The 17,879-nt window shown below is 51.3% G+C and carries 14 protein-coding genes; 3 read left to right on the top strand and 11 right to left on the bottom strand.

The window, feature by feature from the left end:
• Positions 1 to 33 precede the first annotated feature (33 nt).
• On the top strand, positions 34 to 792 hold the full coding sequence (locus tag DN748_RS12010) for an XRE family transcriptional regulator (RefSeq protein ID WP_112372072.1): 759 nt from the start codon (positions 34 to 36) through the stop codon (positions 790 to 792).
• Positions 793 to 823: 31 nt separating this feature from the next.
• Here DN748_RS12010 and DN748_RS12005 read toward each other — a convergent pair whose 3' ends face one another.
• Positions 824 to 1,603 carry a YoaK family protein gene (locus DN748_RS12005; RefSeq protein WP_317047425.1) on the bottom strand — a complete coding sequence of 260 codons (780 nt, stop codon included), beginning with the start codon at positions 1,601 to 1,603 and terminating at the stop codon, positions 824 to 826.
• Between the two features lie 58 nt (positions 1,604 to 1,661).
• A complete protein-coding gene (locus DN748_RS12000; protein WP_112372071.1) occupies positions 1,662 to 2,864 on the bottom strand; it encodes an MFS transporter in 1,203 nt (400 codons plus the stop codon).
• A 325-nt stretch (positions 2,865 to 3,189) separates the two neighbouring features.
• On the opposite strand from DN748_RS12000, the gene DN748_RS11995 reads away from it, so the two are divergent.
• Complete coding sequence (locus DN748_RS11995) at positions 3,190 to 3,381, top strand: cold-shock protein (RefSeq protein ID WP_112372070.1); 192 nt, start codon at positions 3,190 to 3,192, stop codon at positions 3,379 to 3,381.
• A gap of 154 nt (positions 3,382 to 3,535) precedes the next feature.
• Positions 3,536 to 5,665 (top strand): M3 family metallopeptidase, encoded by a 2,130-nt coding sequence (locus tag DN748_RS11990; protein WP_112372069.1) that lies wholly within the window; start codon positions 3,536 to 3,538, stop codon positions 5,663 to 5,665.
• A gap of 94 nt (positions 5,666 to 5,759) precedes the next feature.
• On the opposite strand, the gene DN748_RS11985 is transcribed toward DN748_RS11990, so the two are convergent.
• From DN748_RS11985 to DN748_RS11945, 9 genes are all read right to left on the bottom strand, one after another.
• The gene (locus DN748_RS11985; RefSeq protein ID WP_112372068.1) at positions 5,760 to 6,632 is read right to left on the bottom strand and encodes an alpha/beta hydrolase; all 873 of its coding nucleotides are present in this window, start codon (positions 6,630 to 6,632) and stop codon (positions 5,760 to 5,762) included.
• Between the two features lie 130 nt (positions 6,633 to 6,762).
• A complete protein-coding gene (locus DN748_RS11980) occupies positions 6,763 to 7,794 on the bottom strand; it encodes a polysaccharide lyase family 7 protein (protein WP_236636848.1) in 1,032 nt (343 codons plus the stop codon).
• Positions 7,781 to 8,533, bottom strand: a complete 753-nt coding sequence (locus DN748_RS11975; RefSeq protein WP_112372067.1) for an SDR family NAD(P)-dependent oxidoreductase — start codon at positions 8,531 to 8,533, stop codon at positions 7,781 to 7,783. Before DN748_RS11975 ends, DN748_RS11980 begins: the two co-directional genes overlap by 14 nt.
• A gap of 14 nt (positions 8,534 to 8,547) precedes the next feature.
• Positions 8,548 to 9,816, bottom strand: coding sequence for an MFS transporter (locus tag DN748_RS11970; protein WP_112372066.1), 1,269 nt, complete (start codon positions 9,814 to 9,816; stop codon positions 8,548 to 8,550).
• Positions 9,817 to 9,819: 3 nt separating this feature from the next.
• Entirely contained in the window at positions 9,820 to 10,188 is a 369-nt protein-coding gene (locus DN748_RS11965; RefSeq protein ID WP_112372065.1) for a cupin domain-containing protein, read from the bottom strand.
• A 12-nt stretch (positions 10,189 to 10,200) separates the two neighbouring features.
• Positions 10,201 to 12,408: a heparinase II/III domain-containing protein gene (locus tag DN748_RS11960; RefSeq protein ID WP_161554552.1), complete on the bottom strand. Its 2,208-nt coding sequence runs from the start codon at positions 12,406 to 12,408 to the stop codon at positions 10,201 to 10,203.
• 29 nt (positions 12,409 to 12,437) lie between these two features.
• Positions 12,438 to 13,886 (bottom strand): IPT/TIG domain-containing protein, encoded by a 1,449-nt coding sequence (locus tag DN748_RS11955; RefSeq protein WP_161554551.1) that lies wholly within the window; start codon positions 13,884 to 13,886, stop codon positions 12,438 to 12,440.
• Between the two features lie 87 nt (positions 13,887 to 13,973).
• Positions 13,974 to 16,367, bottom strand: coding sequence for a polysaccharide lyase 6 family protein (locus DN748_RS11950; RefSeq protein ID WP_112372062.1), 2,394 nt, complete (start codon positions 16,365 to 16,367; stop codon positions 13,974 to 13,976).
• Position 16,368: 1 nt separating this feature from the next.
• Positions 16,369 to 17,871 (bottom strand): RagB/SusD family nutrient uptake outer membrane protein, encoded by a 1,503-nt coding sequence (locus tag DN748_RS11945; protein ID WP_112372061.1) that lies wholly within the window; start codon positions 17,869 to 17,871, stop codon positions 16,369 to 16,371.
• Positions 17,872 to 17,879 lie beyond the last annotated feature (8 nt).

Genomic DNA, 17,879 nt, shown 5'->3' with positions numbered 1-17,879 from the left:
GAAAAATTCCATATTTAAATTTATATTTGCTTTATGGGCAAACACTTAAACATAGCGGCAAAACGCTTTAAACTCCTCCGCCGGGAGCTGGGCCTCACCCAGCAGGCTTTTGCCGGGCAGCTGGGGATCAGTAACTCTACGGCGGATATCGAGCGGGGAAAGTCCAGGATATCCGGAGAAGTCGTAGCCGTACTGTTCGAACATTACCACATCAATCCGCTGTGGCTTTTCGGGAAGAGCGAAGAAAAATACCTGCAGGCGGGAGAAGTGCAGGTCATGCCGAAAGTAGTCACGCTCAACTCTTCGGAAAATGAGAATATAGCCCTGGTAAACGCAAAAGCCTCTGCCGGTTATGCCCATAATCTGCAGGACCCCGAATGGTATGAGACCCTTCCGGCCTTTGACCTCCCCCTGCCGGAATACCGGAATGCCACATACCGCGGGTTCCAGGTCGAAGGCAACAGCATGTATCCCGTATTGCATCCGGGGGAATGGGTCATTGCCCGGGCAGAAGAGAAACTCTCAGACATACGCCCCGGACAGGTTTACGTTGTTGTACTTCAGGATACATTGGTGGTAAAAAAGATCGTCCGCCAACAGCACCGTATACAACTGATTTCCGTAAACCCCGACTACCCGCCTATCGAAACCCGGGCAGAAGACATCCGCGAGATATGGCGGGTAGTCAGTAAAATATCGGGAAGCCTGGAGCCTGCCCCCGACACCCCCCTGGAACACTGGGCACGGGAAATAAAGGAGGAACTGAAGGAAATACGGGAACATTTAAGATAGTGGTTCGCACCTGAAAGGTTTTCCTGCCGTACTAATTAGAAATAATTTTTCTCCTTATAAGATAAAACCGTAACAACATGGCATCGTAAAAAATAGCAGTGATCAGTCCGGCACAAGCCAGCAAAAGCACTTTTAAATGAAGGTAATTATATCCTATGCCTCCTATGATACCTCCTATAAAAAAACAGGCTATAATAGTCAGTTTCAGGTATATTCCCCGCCTGAGCCACTGGGAATGCTGGCTTCTCCGGTAAAAGAACAGCTGCGATAATTCGATTCCCAGATCGGTAAACAGTCCCGTCAGATGTGTTGTACGTACTACAGATTGTGATATTTTGGTCACCAGGGCGTTCTGTAACCCCATCGCAAAAAGCAGGGAACACGCCATAACACCCTGCAGGTAAGATACATCATCCCCGGTACCGGTCACAGCAATCGCAAGCAATATGACAAATTCTATGAAAATCGGCACCAGGTACGAGAGTTTTTCCCGGGTACGCCCGAGCATTTCACTGAGCCATCCCGATACAAAGGCACCCAGAAGAAAAAAGAAAATAAAAAGCAGATGCAGCAGTGCCCAATGGTGATCACGATCTACAAAGGCCCGGGAAAAGTAGGCAAAATGACCGGTTACATTGGTCGTTAATGTCCCCAATGACAGTATTCCGGCTATATTGACCACTCCGGCTACAAAACTCAATATGGAAGCCAGCCGCCGGTTGTGTGCGAAAGCTCTTTTCCTTCCCCTGTGCCTGAACATATCTATCTGAAAATCGGAAAGGGCAAAGATATTGAAAACAAGAACACTCACGACATAAACTACCGGGTTTATTATTCATGAGGAAACCCGGCAGTAAAATATCACAGCCTTACCGCCACAACAATTTCTTTCCGGCCACAACCCGCAGGTAATTGATCACCAGCAGCATGGTTATTCCCAGAATAATATAACTCAGCGCCAGCAATGACTGGGTCTCTATATGTATGGTGCTTATTATGGCGAAACTGACCACCGAGGTCACCAGGTAGCTCGCCCCGCTGGTAAGTCCGTTGGCTACCCCGGCATATTGGGGAAATCTCGTAATGCAATAGGTAAAATATACCGTGTAAATAAACCCGGAGGAAGTGTGCAGTAACAGTACAAACAGCATCAGGGTATATACGGTGGAATAATACTGCCCGAAGCTGTACATCAGTATTCCCAGCACCAGTATGGCCGTACCTCCCCCGAACAGCTTTCCGACAAACGGCCAGTGGCTCAGCGCCCTTCCGATAAGCCCCCCGAACATGAGCCCCAGCCCAGAAAAAAGGGCGCAATAACCGGTAACCACGGGCGACAGGTGAAAATGGTGCTCCACGATAAAGGGGGTAGACATGGCAAATACCATGGCCATGCCGTATGCCAGTCCCAGGACCACCAGGCCTATGCTGAAATCAGGAGCGCGAAGTACATTCCTGTAAGCTTCTGCAATAGTGTTTTTGTTAAATGCCTTAAAATTTTTCAGGGCCTCCCCGGAAAAGGCCGCTTCCATGACCAGCATGACCAGTGCATAAATCCCCAGCAGGTAGAAATTGGCATCCCATCCGAACAGTTTCTGGAGGTATCCCCCTATAAAGGGCGCCGATATCGGGGCCATAGACCATATTACCGTTAGCCAGGAGGTATAATGCTTCAGCTTGTCCCCGCTGTATATGTCTACCAGGAAAGAGCGCTTGCTCACTACTATAAGTGCCGTAGCTATCCCCTGTATGATCCGCATGGCATACAACAGGTATATATCGGGAAACCACACAATGGCAAAATTACTCAGGGCAAATATCACCAGTGCTCCCAAAGTCAGGTTATACCGTCCGAAACTATCTACGACACTCCCCGCAAAGAGCAGGGCAAAACCATAGCTCACCAGGAAATAGGTCAGGGTAAGCTGTATGGCCCCTGCCTCTACCCCCAGTGCCTGCTGCATTTCCGGAAATGACGGTAAATAAATATCGGTAACCAGCCCCGATAACGGGATCAGCAAAAAAGTGGATATGGTACTGATCCGTTCGTTTTTCTTGTTATAGCGTTTCATAAATGATTTCCTGATCAAAAGGCAAAATTATACAGAACAAAAGAGAAAACGGCTATTTAATCAAAATAAAAAAAGATCCCGGGAAAGGACCGTTCGGCAACCTGGGGATATGGGGGTAATTCCAGGATCACTGGTTGTTTTGTTACTGGTTATCAAGATATTAAGTTATTAGGTTAATGAGTGTCACCTGAATAACTTAATAACTCATTAACCTATTAACCTGTTAACCAAACCCGGAGATACACTGAGGCTACTAAAAATAAATCCGATAAAAAAACTGAAACCCAAATAATTACATTACCTTTGTCAATAATTTTTTATCAAAATGAATAAAGGAACAGTAAAATTTTTTAATGACGCCAAAGGATATGGTTTCATTACACCTGCCGACGGCGGAGAAGATGTATTTGTACATACATCAGGATTGACAAATAACATTCGTGAGAACGATGAAGTTACTTACGATGTTGAACAGGGCCGGAAAGGTCTTAATGCAGTAAATGTAACAGCGATTTAAATTGTCCTTGTCATATTATTGTCAAGCCATCCGGGTTACCGGGTGGCTTTTTTTGTTTTATAAAATTCCTTTCAGATCTACCATCCTCAAAACCCGGAACGCCTCAACTAACCAAAACTTTCCTAAATTTGAATTCACTTAACGAATTTATACGATGAGAGGAAAACACCTAACACTATTATCGGCTGTTTTAGTACTTTCGCTGTCCGGATGCAAAGAGAAGAACAAGGAAAACAATGCTCAAAAACATACCGTAACAGTGATGAAAGACAACCCGTTATTACAGGAGAGTAACCTACCCTACGGTACTCCCGACTTTTCGAAGATCAGGAATGAAGATTTCAAACCGGCACTGGAATATGTCCTGCAGGCCGAAACAGAGGCCATACAGGCCATTGCCGACAACCCGGACGCTCCTACTTTCGAAAATACCCTGGTGGCCATGGAAAAAGCACATGAACCCGTCAGCAGGGTCAGCAATGTATTCAATGCCCTGACCAGTGCATATACCAATGATGTACTCAAAGAACTGGACGCCGAAATGTCGGCCCGTTTTGCCGAACACAGGGACAATATCACCCTTAACGAAAAACTCTTCGAACGCATACAAACACTGTACGACCAAAGGGAAAGCCTGGGCCTGGATGCGGAAGACCTGAAACTCCTGGAAGTGCGGTACCAGAAATTCGTAAAGGCCGGCGCCAGGCTGTCTGACGCCGATAAGTCCAGGCTCAGGAAGATCAACTCCCGCCTGGCTTCGCTCGAGAACAGGTTCGGACAGGTATTGCTGGAGGCCAATAATGCCTCGGCACTGGTGGTTACGGATGCACACCAGCTGGACGGACTCTCGCCCGGGGAGATCAATGCCCTGAAAGCAGAAGAAAAGGAAATATGGAGAATCCCGTTGTTCAATACCACTCAACAATCGCTGACGCAAAGTCTTACCGACCGGGCAGTCAGGGAAGAGTTGTTTAACCGCAGCTGGAAAAGGACCGACGGAGGAACGTTTTCCACGGTGACCATTATACAGGAAATCGTAAAACTGCGCATCGAAAAGGCAAAACTGCTCGGCTTCCCCAATTATGCCGCATGGAACCTGCAGGACACCATGGTAAAGACCCCGGAAACGGTAGAGGACTTCTTTGCGCAATTAATTCCCGCTACAGTAGCTGCCGCCGGGAAGGAAGCCGGGGAAATCCGGAAAATGATCGATAAGGAAGAAAATCCGTTTCCCCTGGAGCCCTGGGACTGGAATTTTTATGCCGAGAAAGTACGTAAGGCCAGGTATGACCTCGACGAAAACCAGATAAAGCCGTATTTCGAATTAAAGACCGTTCTGGAAAAAGGGGTCTTTTTTGCCGCTACCCGGCTTTATGGCATTACTTTTGAAGAACGCGACGACATTCCCGTATACCATCCAGATGTGCTGGTCTACGAACTGAAGGAAGAAGACGGGACACCGATCGGGCTCTTCTACGGCGACTATTTCGCACGCGAAAGCAAGCGTGGCGGGGCCTGGATGAGCAATTTCAGGAACCAGTCGAAGCTGCTCGGTCAGAAACCGGTAATCTACAATGTCTGTAATTATACCAAACCGGCCACCGGAGAACCGGCCCTGGTCACTTATGACGATGTGACGACACTCTTTCACGAATTCGGCCATGCCCTGCACGGTTTTTTTGCAAACCAGAAATACGCTTCGATCTCCGGGACCTCAGTAGCGAGGGATTTTGTGGAATATCCTTCACAGGCCAACGAACACTGGGCCCTGGCACCCGAAGTACTGAAAAATTACGCCGTTCATTACGAAACCGGTAAACCCATGCCGCAGGAACTGATCGACAAGATCAAAAAGGCGAGTACCTTTAATCAGGGTTTTGCTTTCGGTGAGGTCCTGGCAGCAGCCAAACTGGACTTTAATTTCCACACCCTGGATAAGGCCGAAGAAAATATGGACATCAACGCCTTCGAACAATCTTCGCTCGAAGCGGATAAACTCTGGATGAAAAACGTCCCTCCCAGATACCGGGCCACTTTCTTTAACCACGTCTTCGGCGGAGGGTATGCCTCCGGGTATTACGCCTACCTGTGGACCGAAATGCTGGCACTTGATACCGGGGAATGGTTTGATGAGAACGGGGGACTTACCCGCGGGAACGGGCAACGTTACCGTGACATGATACTCTCCCGAGGAAATACCCTCGAATACAAGGAAGCCTACAAGGCATTCCGCGGCAGCGACCCGAAAGTCGATGCCATACTGGAATCCCGGGGATTAAAATAACCGGTCTCCCCAACGGATAAAATAAGCCCGCAGTACAGTTTACAGCACTTACTGCGGGCTTTTTATCTTACAACTTCTTAAGCCTCTGTATTTTCTATTCCCGGGGAATAACCTCATGCAGGAAATCCCACATTTCCCGGCTTACCCGCTTTTTTTCCTCCCGGGTAAATTTACCGTGTTGCCCGCCTTCTATGGTCATAAAACGGTTTTTCACACCGTGGTCTTCCAGTTTCTGATGCAGGGCCACCGACTGCTCATAGGGTACAATAGGGTCGGCATTTCCGTGAACGATAAACACGGGAGGGCTGTTTTTATCCACGTAAAACAAGGGGGAAACAGATTTTACGAATTCTTCGTCCTCCCGCCCACTCCCAAGCCAGTTCCGGGCCGACTTCCATGCAGAAAGGGGGGTGAGGTCAGTGACCCCGTACTTGTCTATAATGGCAGCGACTTTCAGCGACTCCTCATAAGGGCAGTTCGCATCAAACCGGCGGTCGTCTCCCAGCAATCCTGCCATAAGGGCCAGGTGCCCGCCGGCAGATCCGCCCATCAATACCACCCGGCCGGTATCGATATTCAATTCCACGGCATGTTGGTACAGGTATACCAGGGCACACCGGATATCCTCGATGGCGCCGGGGGCGGTAGCCACATCCACGAGGCGGTATTCCACATTGGCCACCGCATAGCCATTCTTGAAAAATGATCCGTATCCGCGCTGGGATTCCTTCACCCCGTGATTCCACCCCCCGCCGTGAATATTGATCACCAGGGGAACGGCTTCCCCTTCCCCGGCAGGATAATAAATATCCATCCGGCCTTCCCAACCGTTTACCACGGTATATACCGCATCTATCCGGGCTTCGTAATGCTCCGGGTAATCTACCGGGAGATATTCGGTAGTCTGCCCGGAGGTTTTGTATGCCAGGGCCATAAAGGCTACCAGGCAGGCTGTTATTCTTTTCATATAAAAATTTTAGGTTAAAAACTCATCAACTCCCAATCTTGAGCACCATGCTCCGGCCTCCCCATACCCGGAACAGGCGGCACTTCATGCAATTAACTACGAACTGAACTACGAACTAACAACTAATAACTCAAGGATGCACCACTTCCAGCTCGTAATATTTTACCGTAGCAAAGCCGGTAGTATCGGTGGTCACCAGGTAATTTCCCGCCTTGAAATAGTTTTCAAAAGGCCATTTCTCCATGCTTATATCATCAAAAACATGGGTCTCATCGTTTACGGTTACCGAAAGTTCTCCGTAGGAAGCTTCGATCTCGACCGTAAAAGCATCGTGTCCTACTTCTCCGAAATCGTGTTTTACATCCGTCCAGGTACCGCTACTGTCATCATAGAGATCAACCCCCGATACAGACTCGTCCACCAGGGTTTTCTTATAGGCAAACAGGTGTCCGTCGATCCACGTCATTTTAAGCAGGGGCGGTGCATGGTTACTGTCAAAGCCATAAGTCACCATGTCTTCCTGCGAAATGACCCCGTGTATCTGCATCACGATAACCCGGTGATAGTCGTATTTGCTGTTCACCGTATCCGGGGAAATGCTGTCTATCTTAAGCCTTCCTTTCATGGTCCCTCCTTCTGTCAATGACCAGTTGTCGTAATTATTCCCCGGCGTCATCTGTTCCCTGAGTTCGGTTCTCGGGTAGCTGCTGTTGGGCGTGGTGGCCCCTGCCGGATAGGTATGGAATACCAGGGAAACATCTGTGGTATCGTCATACATAAACGGGCTAAGCGCAGCGATATCCCGGTACCCGTAATTTACCAGGTCCCCGGGCTGGTATTCGTCGGGTTTCCCATTGTGGTCCAGGTCTGCAGGCAGGGTTATTTTCCAATGGCTCAGATCGATATCGGCATACGGTACCGAATCAGCTGTTTCGGCAACATCTACCGGCTCTCCTTCTCCGGGGAGCGTTTCGGCATTCCCGGAACACGCCAGGCAGAATGCGGTGGTAAGCACCATATATCCTCCCGGAATAACCGCTTTGTACCACACCGGTATTTGCGTTCTCATCATTTTGGTTTTTAAGTGATCTATCAGCAGTTCGCCGAAGGTAATGATCCTGTGCTCTTTTCCCGGGCTCATCGGGCTGTTAACTAAAGGCAAGCCCCCCGTTGATATCTATGTTGTTCCCGGTCAGGAAAGAAGAGGCATCCGATGCGAGGTAAGTGACCAGGTCGGCCACTTCCTCGGCCCGGCCTTCCCTTCTCATCGGGGTGCCGCCTGCTACCTTGAGCCTTACCTCATCCTTGGTAAAATCGTCGTGGAACCTGGTAGCGATCATTCCCGGGCATACGGCATTCACCCGGATCCCCTGCGGACCGAACTCCTTGGCCAGGGCTCGGGTATAGGTCATTACAGCTCCCTTGGAAGTTGCATATATACTCGCCCCGGGCCCTCCGCCATCCCTGGCGGCCTGTGAAGAAAAGTTCACTACGGAAGCCCCCTCCTGCATCAGGGGCTTAAAAGCCCTGGTGACCAGGAAAACGGTTTTCAGGTTTACATTCATGAGCAGGTCGAAAAAAGCCTCGTCCATTTCCTCGATACTCTTACGTGCAAAGAGTCCGCCCGCCACATTCACCAGGATATCCACCCTGTCGCCAAAAGCCTCCCGGCTGCGGGCAACCATTCGGTCTACATCCTCCTGCCTGGTCATATCCCCGTATACGGCAATGGCTTCCCCGCCCACCTTACGGATCTCCTCGAGCGTGTCCTCCGCATGCGATTCGCTTTCGAAATAATTAACTACTACTTTGGCCCCTTCACCGGCCAGTTTTACCGAGACCGCTCTTCCTATGTCTCTTGCTCCTCCGGTAACTACCGCAATTTTTCCTTTTAGTTTCATATTGATCTTATAAATTATTTATGATGTACTGGTTTGATCTTCCTGCAAAAAATATGTACCGCCAGAATGCCCAGTGGCACAAAAACAGCTATAATGACGAAAGCCGGGATGTAGGATTCCTTCGTAATGACCGGGATCAGGAAATTCATGACGATCACCGACAACACCCCGGACATGCCCCCGAAACCGGCCAGGCTTCCCACAGACTTACCGTCGAACAGGTCGCTGGGCAGGGTCTGTATGTTACTGATCCCGAACTGGAACCCGAACAGTACCAGGGCCACTATAACCACAAACTTTACGGGGGTATCGGCAAAGAAAATGGTGGCCAGCAAGCCGGAGAACATGATAACCCCGGCAATGTTTATGGTTTGCTTTCTTCCCTTGTCTACCGACTTTTTCCTGCCTATCAGCCGGCCTGCATACCACCCTCCGGCTATACTTCCGAAAGCGGCGCCCACATAAGGCACCCAGGCAAAAAGCCCTATCTGTTTTACATCAAACCCATAGGTGTTTTGCAGGTAAATGGGCATCCACCCCACAAACAGCCACCAGATGGGTTCCAGGAAAAAACGGGATACCACGACACTCCACGAAGCTTTGTGGGAAAGGATCTCTTTCAGGGACAACGGGCGGGCTGCCGCATTTTCTCCATCGGCTTCGCCCCTTCCCCCGGCGATATGCTTCTTTTCTTCTTCGGTAATCCACGGGTGTTCTTCCGGTAGTTTCTTGTTGACAACCAGCCAGGGTACGATCCATAACAACCCCATCAACCCGATAAGGATAAAGGTGACCTTCCATCCGAAGCCCACATAAAGAAAGGCTATGAGCGGGGGAGCTACTACAGACCCCAGGGAGGCCCCGGCATTAAAAATACCCTGGGCTACAGCCCTTTCCTTCACCGGAAACCACTCCGCATTGCTCTTTACGGCCCCCGGCCAGTTCCCTGCCTCCGACACCCCGAGCAGTACCCTTGCCAGCCCGAGGGAATAAATGCCTCTTACCGCAAAATGGAACAGGGAAGACAACGACCACACCGCAATGACGATCACATAACTCATACGGGTGCCTATCCTGTCGAACATCTTGCCGGATACCGATTGTCCTACGGCATAGGCGATCATAAAAAGGTTGAGCACCAGGGCATAGTCCGTATCGTCCATTCCCAGTTCCTTTCCCATGGCCGGCCACATAATGGACAGGGCCGAGCGGTCTATATAGTTTATAATGGTGGCCAGGCCGATAAGGGCAATGATCCACCATCGCAGTCCTCTGATCTTCAAAACCTATTTTTTTGTGAAATTAATATCCAGGAAATCCTCCCGTACGGGGCTGAACACATCGATAAGCATTCCCGCCTCCAGGCATACGGCACCGTGCATGACATTGGGCGGAATATAAAAACCGTCCCCTTCCGACAATTCCCTTTCTTCCCCGTCGATGGTCACCCGGAACTTTCCGGAAGCCACATAAGTGGCCTGGGCGTGAAAATGCTGATGTTCGTACCCGATGGCACCGGCCTCGAACCTTACTTTGACCATCATGATCTGTGTGTCATAACCGACAAACTGCCGGGAAATGCCCTGATCTACGTTTTCCCACTCCTTGTGGTCGGCCTGAAAAAAAACATCACTGATGAGCTTCTGATTTTTCATGAAGTTTACTTTTTATTGGGTTATGGTATACGCGCCTTTCCAGCGTATGGTTTTACTTCCTATGGTTACCCGGTGTTCCGGGGTTCCCGTTACCTTGTCCCGGCATATAACCAGGGTATGGGCCTGCTGGTTCCGGAACCTGAAGGTAACAGCCAGGTATTTGTCGTCCCGGTATGTCACTTCCAGCATTTCCACTCCCGAGCCGGGATGCTGAACGGTTTCCAGTTGCGGATCAAAATTTCCGTGGGGTTCTATGATGCTTACAAACACATGGTCCCTTTTATCCCGCTGCCGTACCAGGTATCCCTTTTCGGGCCTCAGGTTAAAGTCGGGGTCACCGGCCCCGGCCTGGGTAAAGAACAGTTCCGTACTACTATCGGTAAGCGTTGTTATGGAATAGAACCTTTTATCCCTGAGCCAGGTAAACACGGCCCGCCCCGCTCCCGGTTTCCCGTATGCGGTCTTAAACAGGTGCTGGTAACCGTTTGCCGTACCGAGAGGGGCAAGGACACTGTCTCTGGTGTATTCGAAACTGGTGTCCATTAACTGCCCGGAATACTGAAAATTGAGATCGTACTGATGCGGGGTATCCGACCGGGCCCGGAAAATATCTATCACAAAAGGATGTTCCGGTGCTTCCGGAGTGGCCAGCATGGCCACCGTACGGCTCAGCTCTATATCCTTATAAGCACGGCCCTCTCTTGCCGAGACCATATGTATATCCTCCCCGAGATCACAGAACAGCAGTTCCGGCGCACTTCCGGAACCCTGCTTCACCTTTCCCCCGTAATGCGAGGTTTCGTCTGCAATAAGGGTATTATGGGCTATGCTTTGTTTGGCATAGGTCTTGTTTTCCTTGAGATACCTGCCTCCGTCCTTGGCCTCTACATTCAGGAACCGCGCTGCCCCGTAATCGCCGAGGACTTCCTGCGGGCCGTCGTAAAGCAGGAGGCCCAGCCGGTCGAAATGACCGTGCCCCATACCCTGGGAAGCAAACTTGAACAGGGCATCCAGCAGTGTTCCCGAAGCATCGGGCATACGCAACAGGGCGATGCCTCCCTGTTTTCCCGAAGGGCCGTCGCTGATAAGCCTGGAAGACCTTTCGTACGAAGTCCCCTTACTCCCGGCTGCTGCCAGGGCAGTGGCATATCCCGCATTGGAAAGGCTCACCCGGCCGGTCTGCCGTATTACAGGCAACAGGCTCTGGTCTTCATATCTTTCATAAGCGATGTTGGTGGCAAAAACCAGTTCCTCGCTAAAATAGGTCTTGTCCTTGATGGCATCGTTGATAGGATAGAATTCGTTGTTGCTGTTGGTGAGCTGCAACAGGGTAACCACGGCCTTGTGCAACAGCCTGTCCCGGTATTCAAAGATCTCCAGGGCGGGCTGATTTTCTTCTATGGCCTCGGCAAACACCATAAACGGCAATATGGCGTAACGCTGGTAATACGGCCCCTCGGAATAATACCCGTCGGGGGAGAACAGCTCATCCAGCTGCTTCAGGAAGCCTGTTTTGCCGTCCTTGTCGCTTCCTTTAATGGCCCTTTCGGTCATATCCCTGTCTCCCAGCACATAGCCGGTCATCCCCACGGCAGCCACGGCCCAGGTGCCGTGATTGTGTATCTTGTTGAAGGTCTCATAAGATTCCACACTGATAAAGTGTGCCATCTTCCGGAAGAGCTCATTTTCTATCGTTTCCCGGTCTTTACGGCCGATCTCCGTTTTTACCAGGTCATAGGCCTGTATGGTATAAAACAGCCACACGGCTTCATTGAGCCCCTGCCAGAACAGCTTTCCTGCCGGGTGGTTTTCTTTCCGTGCGGGGTGTAACGGCAGCCCCGGATACACTTCGGCATACCGCAGCAACATCTTTTTTACGAATTCCGCATGTGCCGGCTTTCCGGTGATCGCAAAAACCAGGGCGGCGTTGTACATGTCTGCGTAATTCTTCTTGTGTTTTTCATGGGTATACCCCCCTCCCGGATCGGCAGGAACGGGGACCTCTATAGCATGCCTTAACGCCTCATCCGCCTTTCGTTCTGCATAGCGGAATGATCTGTCCAGCAGGCGGTTCCCTTCCGTATCCCTGTCTATGGCACCGGCAATGCCTGCCGAGAGGATAAGCCGGGGGCCTTTTTCAGAGACCGGTTGAGCGTGAAATACAAGGGGCATCAGTATCATGACCAATAACCCGGCACGTAAAAGAAATGTCTTTTTCAAAATACCATTTTTTATAAGGTCGTATATCATTATCCCGCAGGTTTGAACAGGTCGGTCACATCTTCCGCCCCGAATTCCGTAAGTACCTGGTCGGTAACTACAATCCAGTCGAGGTTGACAACCACCGGGAAGACCGAAGCTCCCGAACCGGTATTCAGGCGAATTTCAAAAGCAGAACCTACGGAGGTAAGTCCCGGGATAAAATCTTTCAGTCTAACGGCATACAGTTTCCATCCTTCCCCGGTATTGGTATTACCCCCGGAAAGTTCCCGCCGGTTCGCATTGGAGGTCCCGCCGATATAAAGTTTCAGTATGGGGGCGGTTCCCTCGGTGTTGATCCAGAAGTGCAGCACGGGATTATCCCCGAAATTTCCGGGATCGAGGATCTGCTGCCAGGTCTCGTTTGCCGTTTCGCTATGGAGCCGCATCCTCGCAATGGTGCTCCCCGTTCCGGTATTCATCTGCAGGTTGTAGTACGACGCTCCCGGGAAAGGTGGCTGTTCCGCATTGCCGTTAAGCTGCTGTACCGCCAGGGGGTCTTTGCTCAGGTCCAGTGCAAAAACACTTTCGGGGTCGGTGTCGAACTCTATATATTTTTCATACTGCCCGTTGATATACGGCACTCCTTCCCGCACCAGCTGTTTGTCTGTGCCGTAATGCACTGCTATATCCCTGTACCCCGTCTGTACCCCTTCCGGTACATTAAAGTTCAATGCGGTAGCCGAACTGGCATTTATGGGTGCTTCCTGTCCGTCTATGGTGACCGAGGTCACCAGGTTCAGGTCCTCCCCCGTAATAAACACCTCGCTGTCCCGGTTCATCAGTTGCGGCCAGTTATTGATCACCGGTGTGGGAATGGTGATGCTGAAACCCGCACTCAGGGCTACCGATGTTTCTCCGGATGCTGTATTGTAATACATCCTCACTTCCTGCCCTTCCCCCTCGTTATTGGGCACCGAGACCACCAGGGCCTGGGCTTCCTTGAACTGGATGATCGCCTCGGTACCCCCGAATGTGATCTTGGTTACGGTCCGCAGGTTGGTCCCCTCTATAACGATATTCTCATTGACCATCCCCCCTTCCGGCAGTTCCGAACTGACCGCAGGCTGCGGATACGTCACGGAAAGCTGCTCTGGCGAAGAAGCTTCCTTTCCGGCAGAGGTGGCAATACGCACCACCCCGCTCTCCGCCTCCGGGGCTACTTCTATCTCCAGGGTCTCCCCATTGATCCGCTGTGTTATCCGGCATTCGGTATCTCCCACATAGGCTTTGCTGGCAAAGTTAAGATAGGTTCCCCGGATAAGTACCCTGGACTGAATATCTGCCGAAGCAGGGCTGAAGGAAGTAATGGCCGGCTGGGCGGAAAGGATCTCCTCCACCGTCTGGTCTACCTCCGTATCGGCATCGCACCCCACTGTAAAGACCAGCAGGGCAAATGCGGAAACTGCCGTGATAAAGGTTGTTGCTTTTATGTTCATAATCATAGTGTTTTAGTGGTCTCGGTTGAAATCAAATGTGTGTACTGGTTATTGGGTTATTGGGTTATTGGGTTATTCAGGCAACACTTAATAACTCAAGAACAAACCGATATCCCTGCGGTCTGTCCCCGCACTCTTCAGGGGCGATCCTTCTTTCGGTCTGAATCTCAGGGTATCTTCCCATCCGGGATCAGCCCGGAGTATCCTGTCGGATACGGCACCGCCGGAGGTTTTAATCTCTCCCGAATTATGGACCAGGGTATGGGAAATACGGTTTTTACTTCCCTGCAATACCACGGCCTGTCTTGCTTCCGGGCTACCGGCAAATACCGTGTTGGTGATCGTGACGTATACTATACCTTTGGTACGCAGTATCCGCCCCTTTTCGTTGTTGTCTACATGGTAAAACACGCAGTGATCTATGTGCAGCTGCCCGCCCACGGTAGACTCGTCATGGCCTCCGCGGTAGTAATACAGGGCAAACTGCCCGAGGTTCCTGAACAGGGTATTGCTGATATCGATCACTTCGGCATTGTATTTCCCCTTATCGTCTTTTTCATAACTCAGGTTCAGCCCCCTGTGGCTGTCTTCTATCCGGCTGTTGGTGATACGGATGGTATCGGCAAAAGTGCCCTTATAGGCCTTGAATACGGCCCCGGTTTCCTGCGTGAAACCATGAAGGTACACATCGTTTAATACCAGCCTGTAGGCCTCCGCACTGGGTTCTGTAGGTGAAATGATGCCGTATTTTACGGGAGTGTCACTACCGGCATCTACCTCCACTCCTTCGAGAACAAGGGATTGCCCCTGCTCCACACGAAAAAAGTAGTTGGGCACTTTTTCGTCTTTGCCGGCCCGGATCACGGTTCTGGCACTTCCTTTCCCTCTTATGACAATTTTGCCGGTAACCGGCATCCCCCTGCCTATTTCATAGACCCCTTCAGACAATTGCAATACGGTATGGCCTGAGGCCTTCTTCACCGCTTTTTCCAGGGTATTCTTTCCCGGTGCCACGGCGATGACCCTGGGTTCCGGGGTATCCGGAACCCCGGTAACCGCTGCTTTTTCCAGGGGCCAGTCTACACCGGGCTGTATACGCAGGGCCAGGGGCACCCTTTCATTTCCGGGGATCACCGCCCCGGCCCTGGTTTTGGTCCTGACGGTTCCGGTAAGGTCGGTACGTACCGGCCTTCCGGAAGGGGTTACCGCCAGCAGTGAGTCACTCACCGGGATGGGATACATCTCCAGGTTTTTCCATTGCAGAGCTACGGGATCGATGCCTTTTACAGACACTGAGGCCGGGCCCTGCACCTTATTTCCCGAGAAGGCGATCCCGGATATATCGTCCAGCACCCGGAACAGTTCCTGCTGTTTGTCCGTATAGAACAGGTTGTTGGTAAAAAGAGTGTTTACCGGGGTGGCCGTGCGTTCGTCATCACTGCCGGCACACAGTTCCAGGGGCGCACAATGGATAAAGGTATTGTGCTGTATTATCGCATTCCGGACCTGGTTATAGCGGTTGAGCGGGCCGTCTGGCACCCCGTTCATGATCACCAGCGGCGAACGGAAGCCATCTCCCGTGAGCCCCATCAGCAGGTTGTTCTGTACGATGTGCCCTTCGTTGATCACCCGGATCCCCCCGGTATGGGGCTTATTGTTGCCGAAAAAGACATTTCCTTCCACCAGGCAGCGGTTACCGTGCCGGAGCACGAGCCCGCCCTCACTTTCTACAAAGAGGTTGTTGCGGTAGATATTGTCGCAGGACTTGCTGGAAATGATCTCTACCTCCCCGTTGCACCGTTCAAAGAGATTCTCTTCCACTACGGTCCCGGAAGATTCCAGGGAGGTATGGCTGGTACCTATCCTGATGGTTTCCCCGCCGTTGGACCCCAGCGACGGACGGTGACCGAAGTGGTTGTGGTCTATCCTGTGATGATTTTCGAGGTTTGCCTTATTGTCTTTCAGCCCCACAATAAGCACGGGGCCCTGGTTCGTCTTTCCGTAAAAAGTACAGTGATCTACCCGGTTGTGTTTCCCCCAAAGCTCTACCCACTGGTATTGCAGCGAGCGGTCGGAGGGGTTATAATCAGTAATAGCACAACGGGTCACCCTCGAGTAAAAGGCCGGTTCTTCCTTGCTTTTCCGGAACGAGATCACCGGTTTTCCGCGGGTATTCCCTTCCCGGAACCACAAACCGGAAACGACGAGGTACTTTCCGGAGATAATAAGCCTGGACGTTCCCGTGAGCACTACTTTTCCGGGAGTTTCTGCCTTTAGGGTGATCTCCCTGCCAGGTTCCCCGCCGGCCAGAAAGCGGATCTCGGTATCGGCCCACGTCTTGTTGGCCATAATGATGGTATCTCCCGGGGCAGACTGCTTTATCGCCCTGTTCAGCGCTTCGGCAGTACTGACACGGATGCTGCCGGCCTGCAGGCATTGCAGGGTCAGTATACAGCACAGTGTGATAAATGTAGTTTTCATATCAGTATCCTATATTTTGGGCTATGCCGGGGTTCAGGTCTATTTCGTATTGCGGGATGGGCAGTAACAACTGGTATTCCTCAATGGGATCGGTATTGAACTGCGGCCGGTTCGGATCGTTGTACTGGTCTTCGGCAGCAAAATGGGTATTCATCACGGTCATGGCTCTTCCCGTACGTACGAGATCGAACCACCGTTGATTTTCGAAAGCAAATTCCAGTTTCCGCTCTTTCTCAAGGGCGAGTTTAAAATCGAAATAACTCCCCACTTCCTGGTGGTCATAAGCGGTCAGTCCCGCACGCTGATGTACCTTGTTGAGCAGTGCTATGGCCTCTGTGGTCGGTCCGCTGAGCTCATTGATGGCCTCTGCCAGCAGGAGCATGGCATCGGTAAAGCGGATCACGGGCCAGTCGTTCCCGGCGTCGTCTACGGTGGCAAAGTCTGAATTGTACTTGGTAATATGCCTGCTCTCGTTGACGATATCGTTATAACCGATCCAGGTATCTGCCATAGACACGGCCTTGCGTTCATCACCGGCTTCATAGGCCTGCGACAGGCTTGTGGCCGGTACGTTGAGCTCGTCGCCGTTTCCCCGAACTACAAAGTCATCGCTTTGCATGGGAGCAAAGTAATTGGCAAACGGCGCTCCCAGCCCCACACTGCCCGTCTGGTATCTCACGGCATACAGGATCTCGCTGTTGTATTCGTTGTCAATGTCAAAAACGCGGGCATAATCGTCGAGATACCCGAAAGGGCTGTCGTGTACCACATCCGACAGTTCGCTCACGGCCCGGTTTATATCTTCGGTACTTCCCCGCGTGAGGAGGGCCTTGCCGAGTTCGGCCTTTGCCGCCCAGCGGGTGAGCCTCCCCAGGTCTGAACCACCGACGGTACCGGGCAGGTGCTCCACGGCAAATTCCAGGTCTTCCAGAAGAAAATCATAGACCTCTTCTGTCGTACTCCTGTCCATGGTCCTGGCTTCGGCCCCCGAGACAGGACGATCTACAATAAACACCCCGCCCCAGAGCCGTACCAGGTTGAAGTACATATGGGCACGTAAAAAACGGGCTTCCCCCTCATACCTGCCGGCCAGGTCAGGATCGTCTACCACTTCTATCTGGGCGATCACGTTATTGGCCAGCGAGATAACCCTGTAACAGGCCCTCCAGTAATCTTCGACATGAATGTTCTGCGAAGTCAGTACAAAACGGTCGACCTGGCGGAAGGGCACATTGGCCGTCTCGCTGTTACGCGGACTCATATAGGTATTGTCGGACCGGAGTTCGGTAAGTATCCACTCCCTGTCCAGCACATCGTACATCCCGTTGTATATGCCCATTACGGCCAGGTTGATTTCTTCGGCATTGTTGTAAAACTCGTCGGCACTGATTTCCGAGACCGGCTGCAGGTCCAGCTCCTTATCGCAGGAAACCAGGCTGAAGATCAGGGTGAGACTTGTCAGGATCAGTGTTCCGGTATAGGTATAGGTATGTATTCTTTTCATGTCCCTTC

Origin of the sequence: Sinomicrobium soli (genome assembly GCF_003285545.1) — a bacterium.
Taxonomy (GTDB): domain Bacteria; phylum Bacteroidota; class Bacteroidia; order Flavobacteriales; family Flavobacteriaceae; genus Sinomicrobium.
The sequence above is the reverse complement of the archived record's forward strand: the minus strand, read 5'-3'. Positions and strand labels throughout refer to the sequence as shown.

Excerpts from the sequence above, each read along its gene's own strand:
- DN748_RS12010 (WP_112372072.1), top strand. The coding sequence starts at position 34 with ATGGGCAAACACTTAAACATAGCGGCAAAACGCTTTAAACTCCTCCGC.
- DN748_RS12000 (WP_112372071.1), bottom strand. The coding sequence starts at position 2,864 with ATGAAACGCTATAACAAGAAAAACGAACGGATCAGTACCATATCCACT.
- DN748_RS11995 (WP_112372070.1), top strand. The coding sequence starts at position 3,190 with ATGAATAAAGGAACAGTAAAATTTTTTAATGACGCCAAAGGATATGGT.
- DN748_RS11990 (WP_112372069.1), top strand. The coding sequence starts at position 3,536 with ATGAGAGGAAAACACCTAACACTATTATCGGCTGTTTTAGTACTTTCG.
- DN748_RS11985 (WP_112372068.1), bottom strand. The coding sequence starts at position 6,632 with ATGAAAAGAATAACAGCCTGCCTGGTAGCCTTTATGGCCCTGGCATAC.
- DN748_RS11975 (WP_112372067.1), bottom strand. The coding sequence starts at position 8,533 with ATGAAACTAAAAGGAAAAATTGCGGTAGTTACCGGAGGAGCAAGAGAC.
- DN748_RS11965 (WP_112372065.1), bottom strand. The coding sequence starts at position 10,188 with ATGAAAAATCAGAAGCTCATCAGTGATGTTTTTTTTCAGGCCGACCAC.
- DN748_RS11955 (WP_161554551.1), bottom strand. The coding sequence starts at position 13,886 with ATGAACATAAAAGCAACAACCTTTATCACGGCAGTTTCCGCATTTGCC.
- DN748_RS11950 (WP_112372062.1), bottom strand. The coding sequence starts at position 16,367 with ATGAAAACTACATTTATCACACTGTGCTGTATACTGACCCTGCAATGC.
- DN748_RS11945 (WP_112372061.1), bottom strand. The coding sequence starts at position 17,871 with ATGAAAAGAATACATACCTATACCTATACCGGAACACTGATCCTGACA.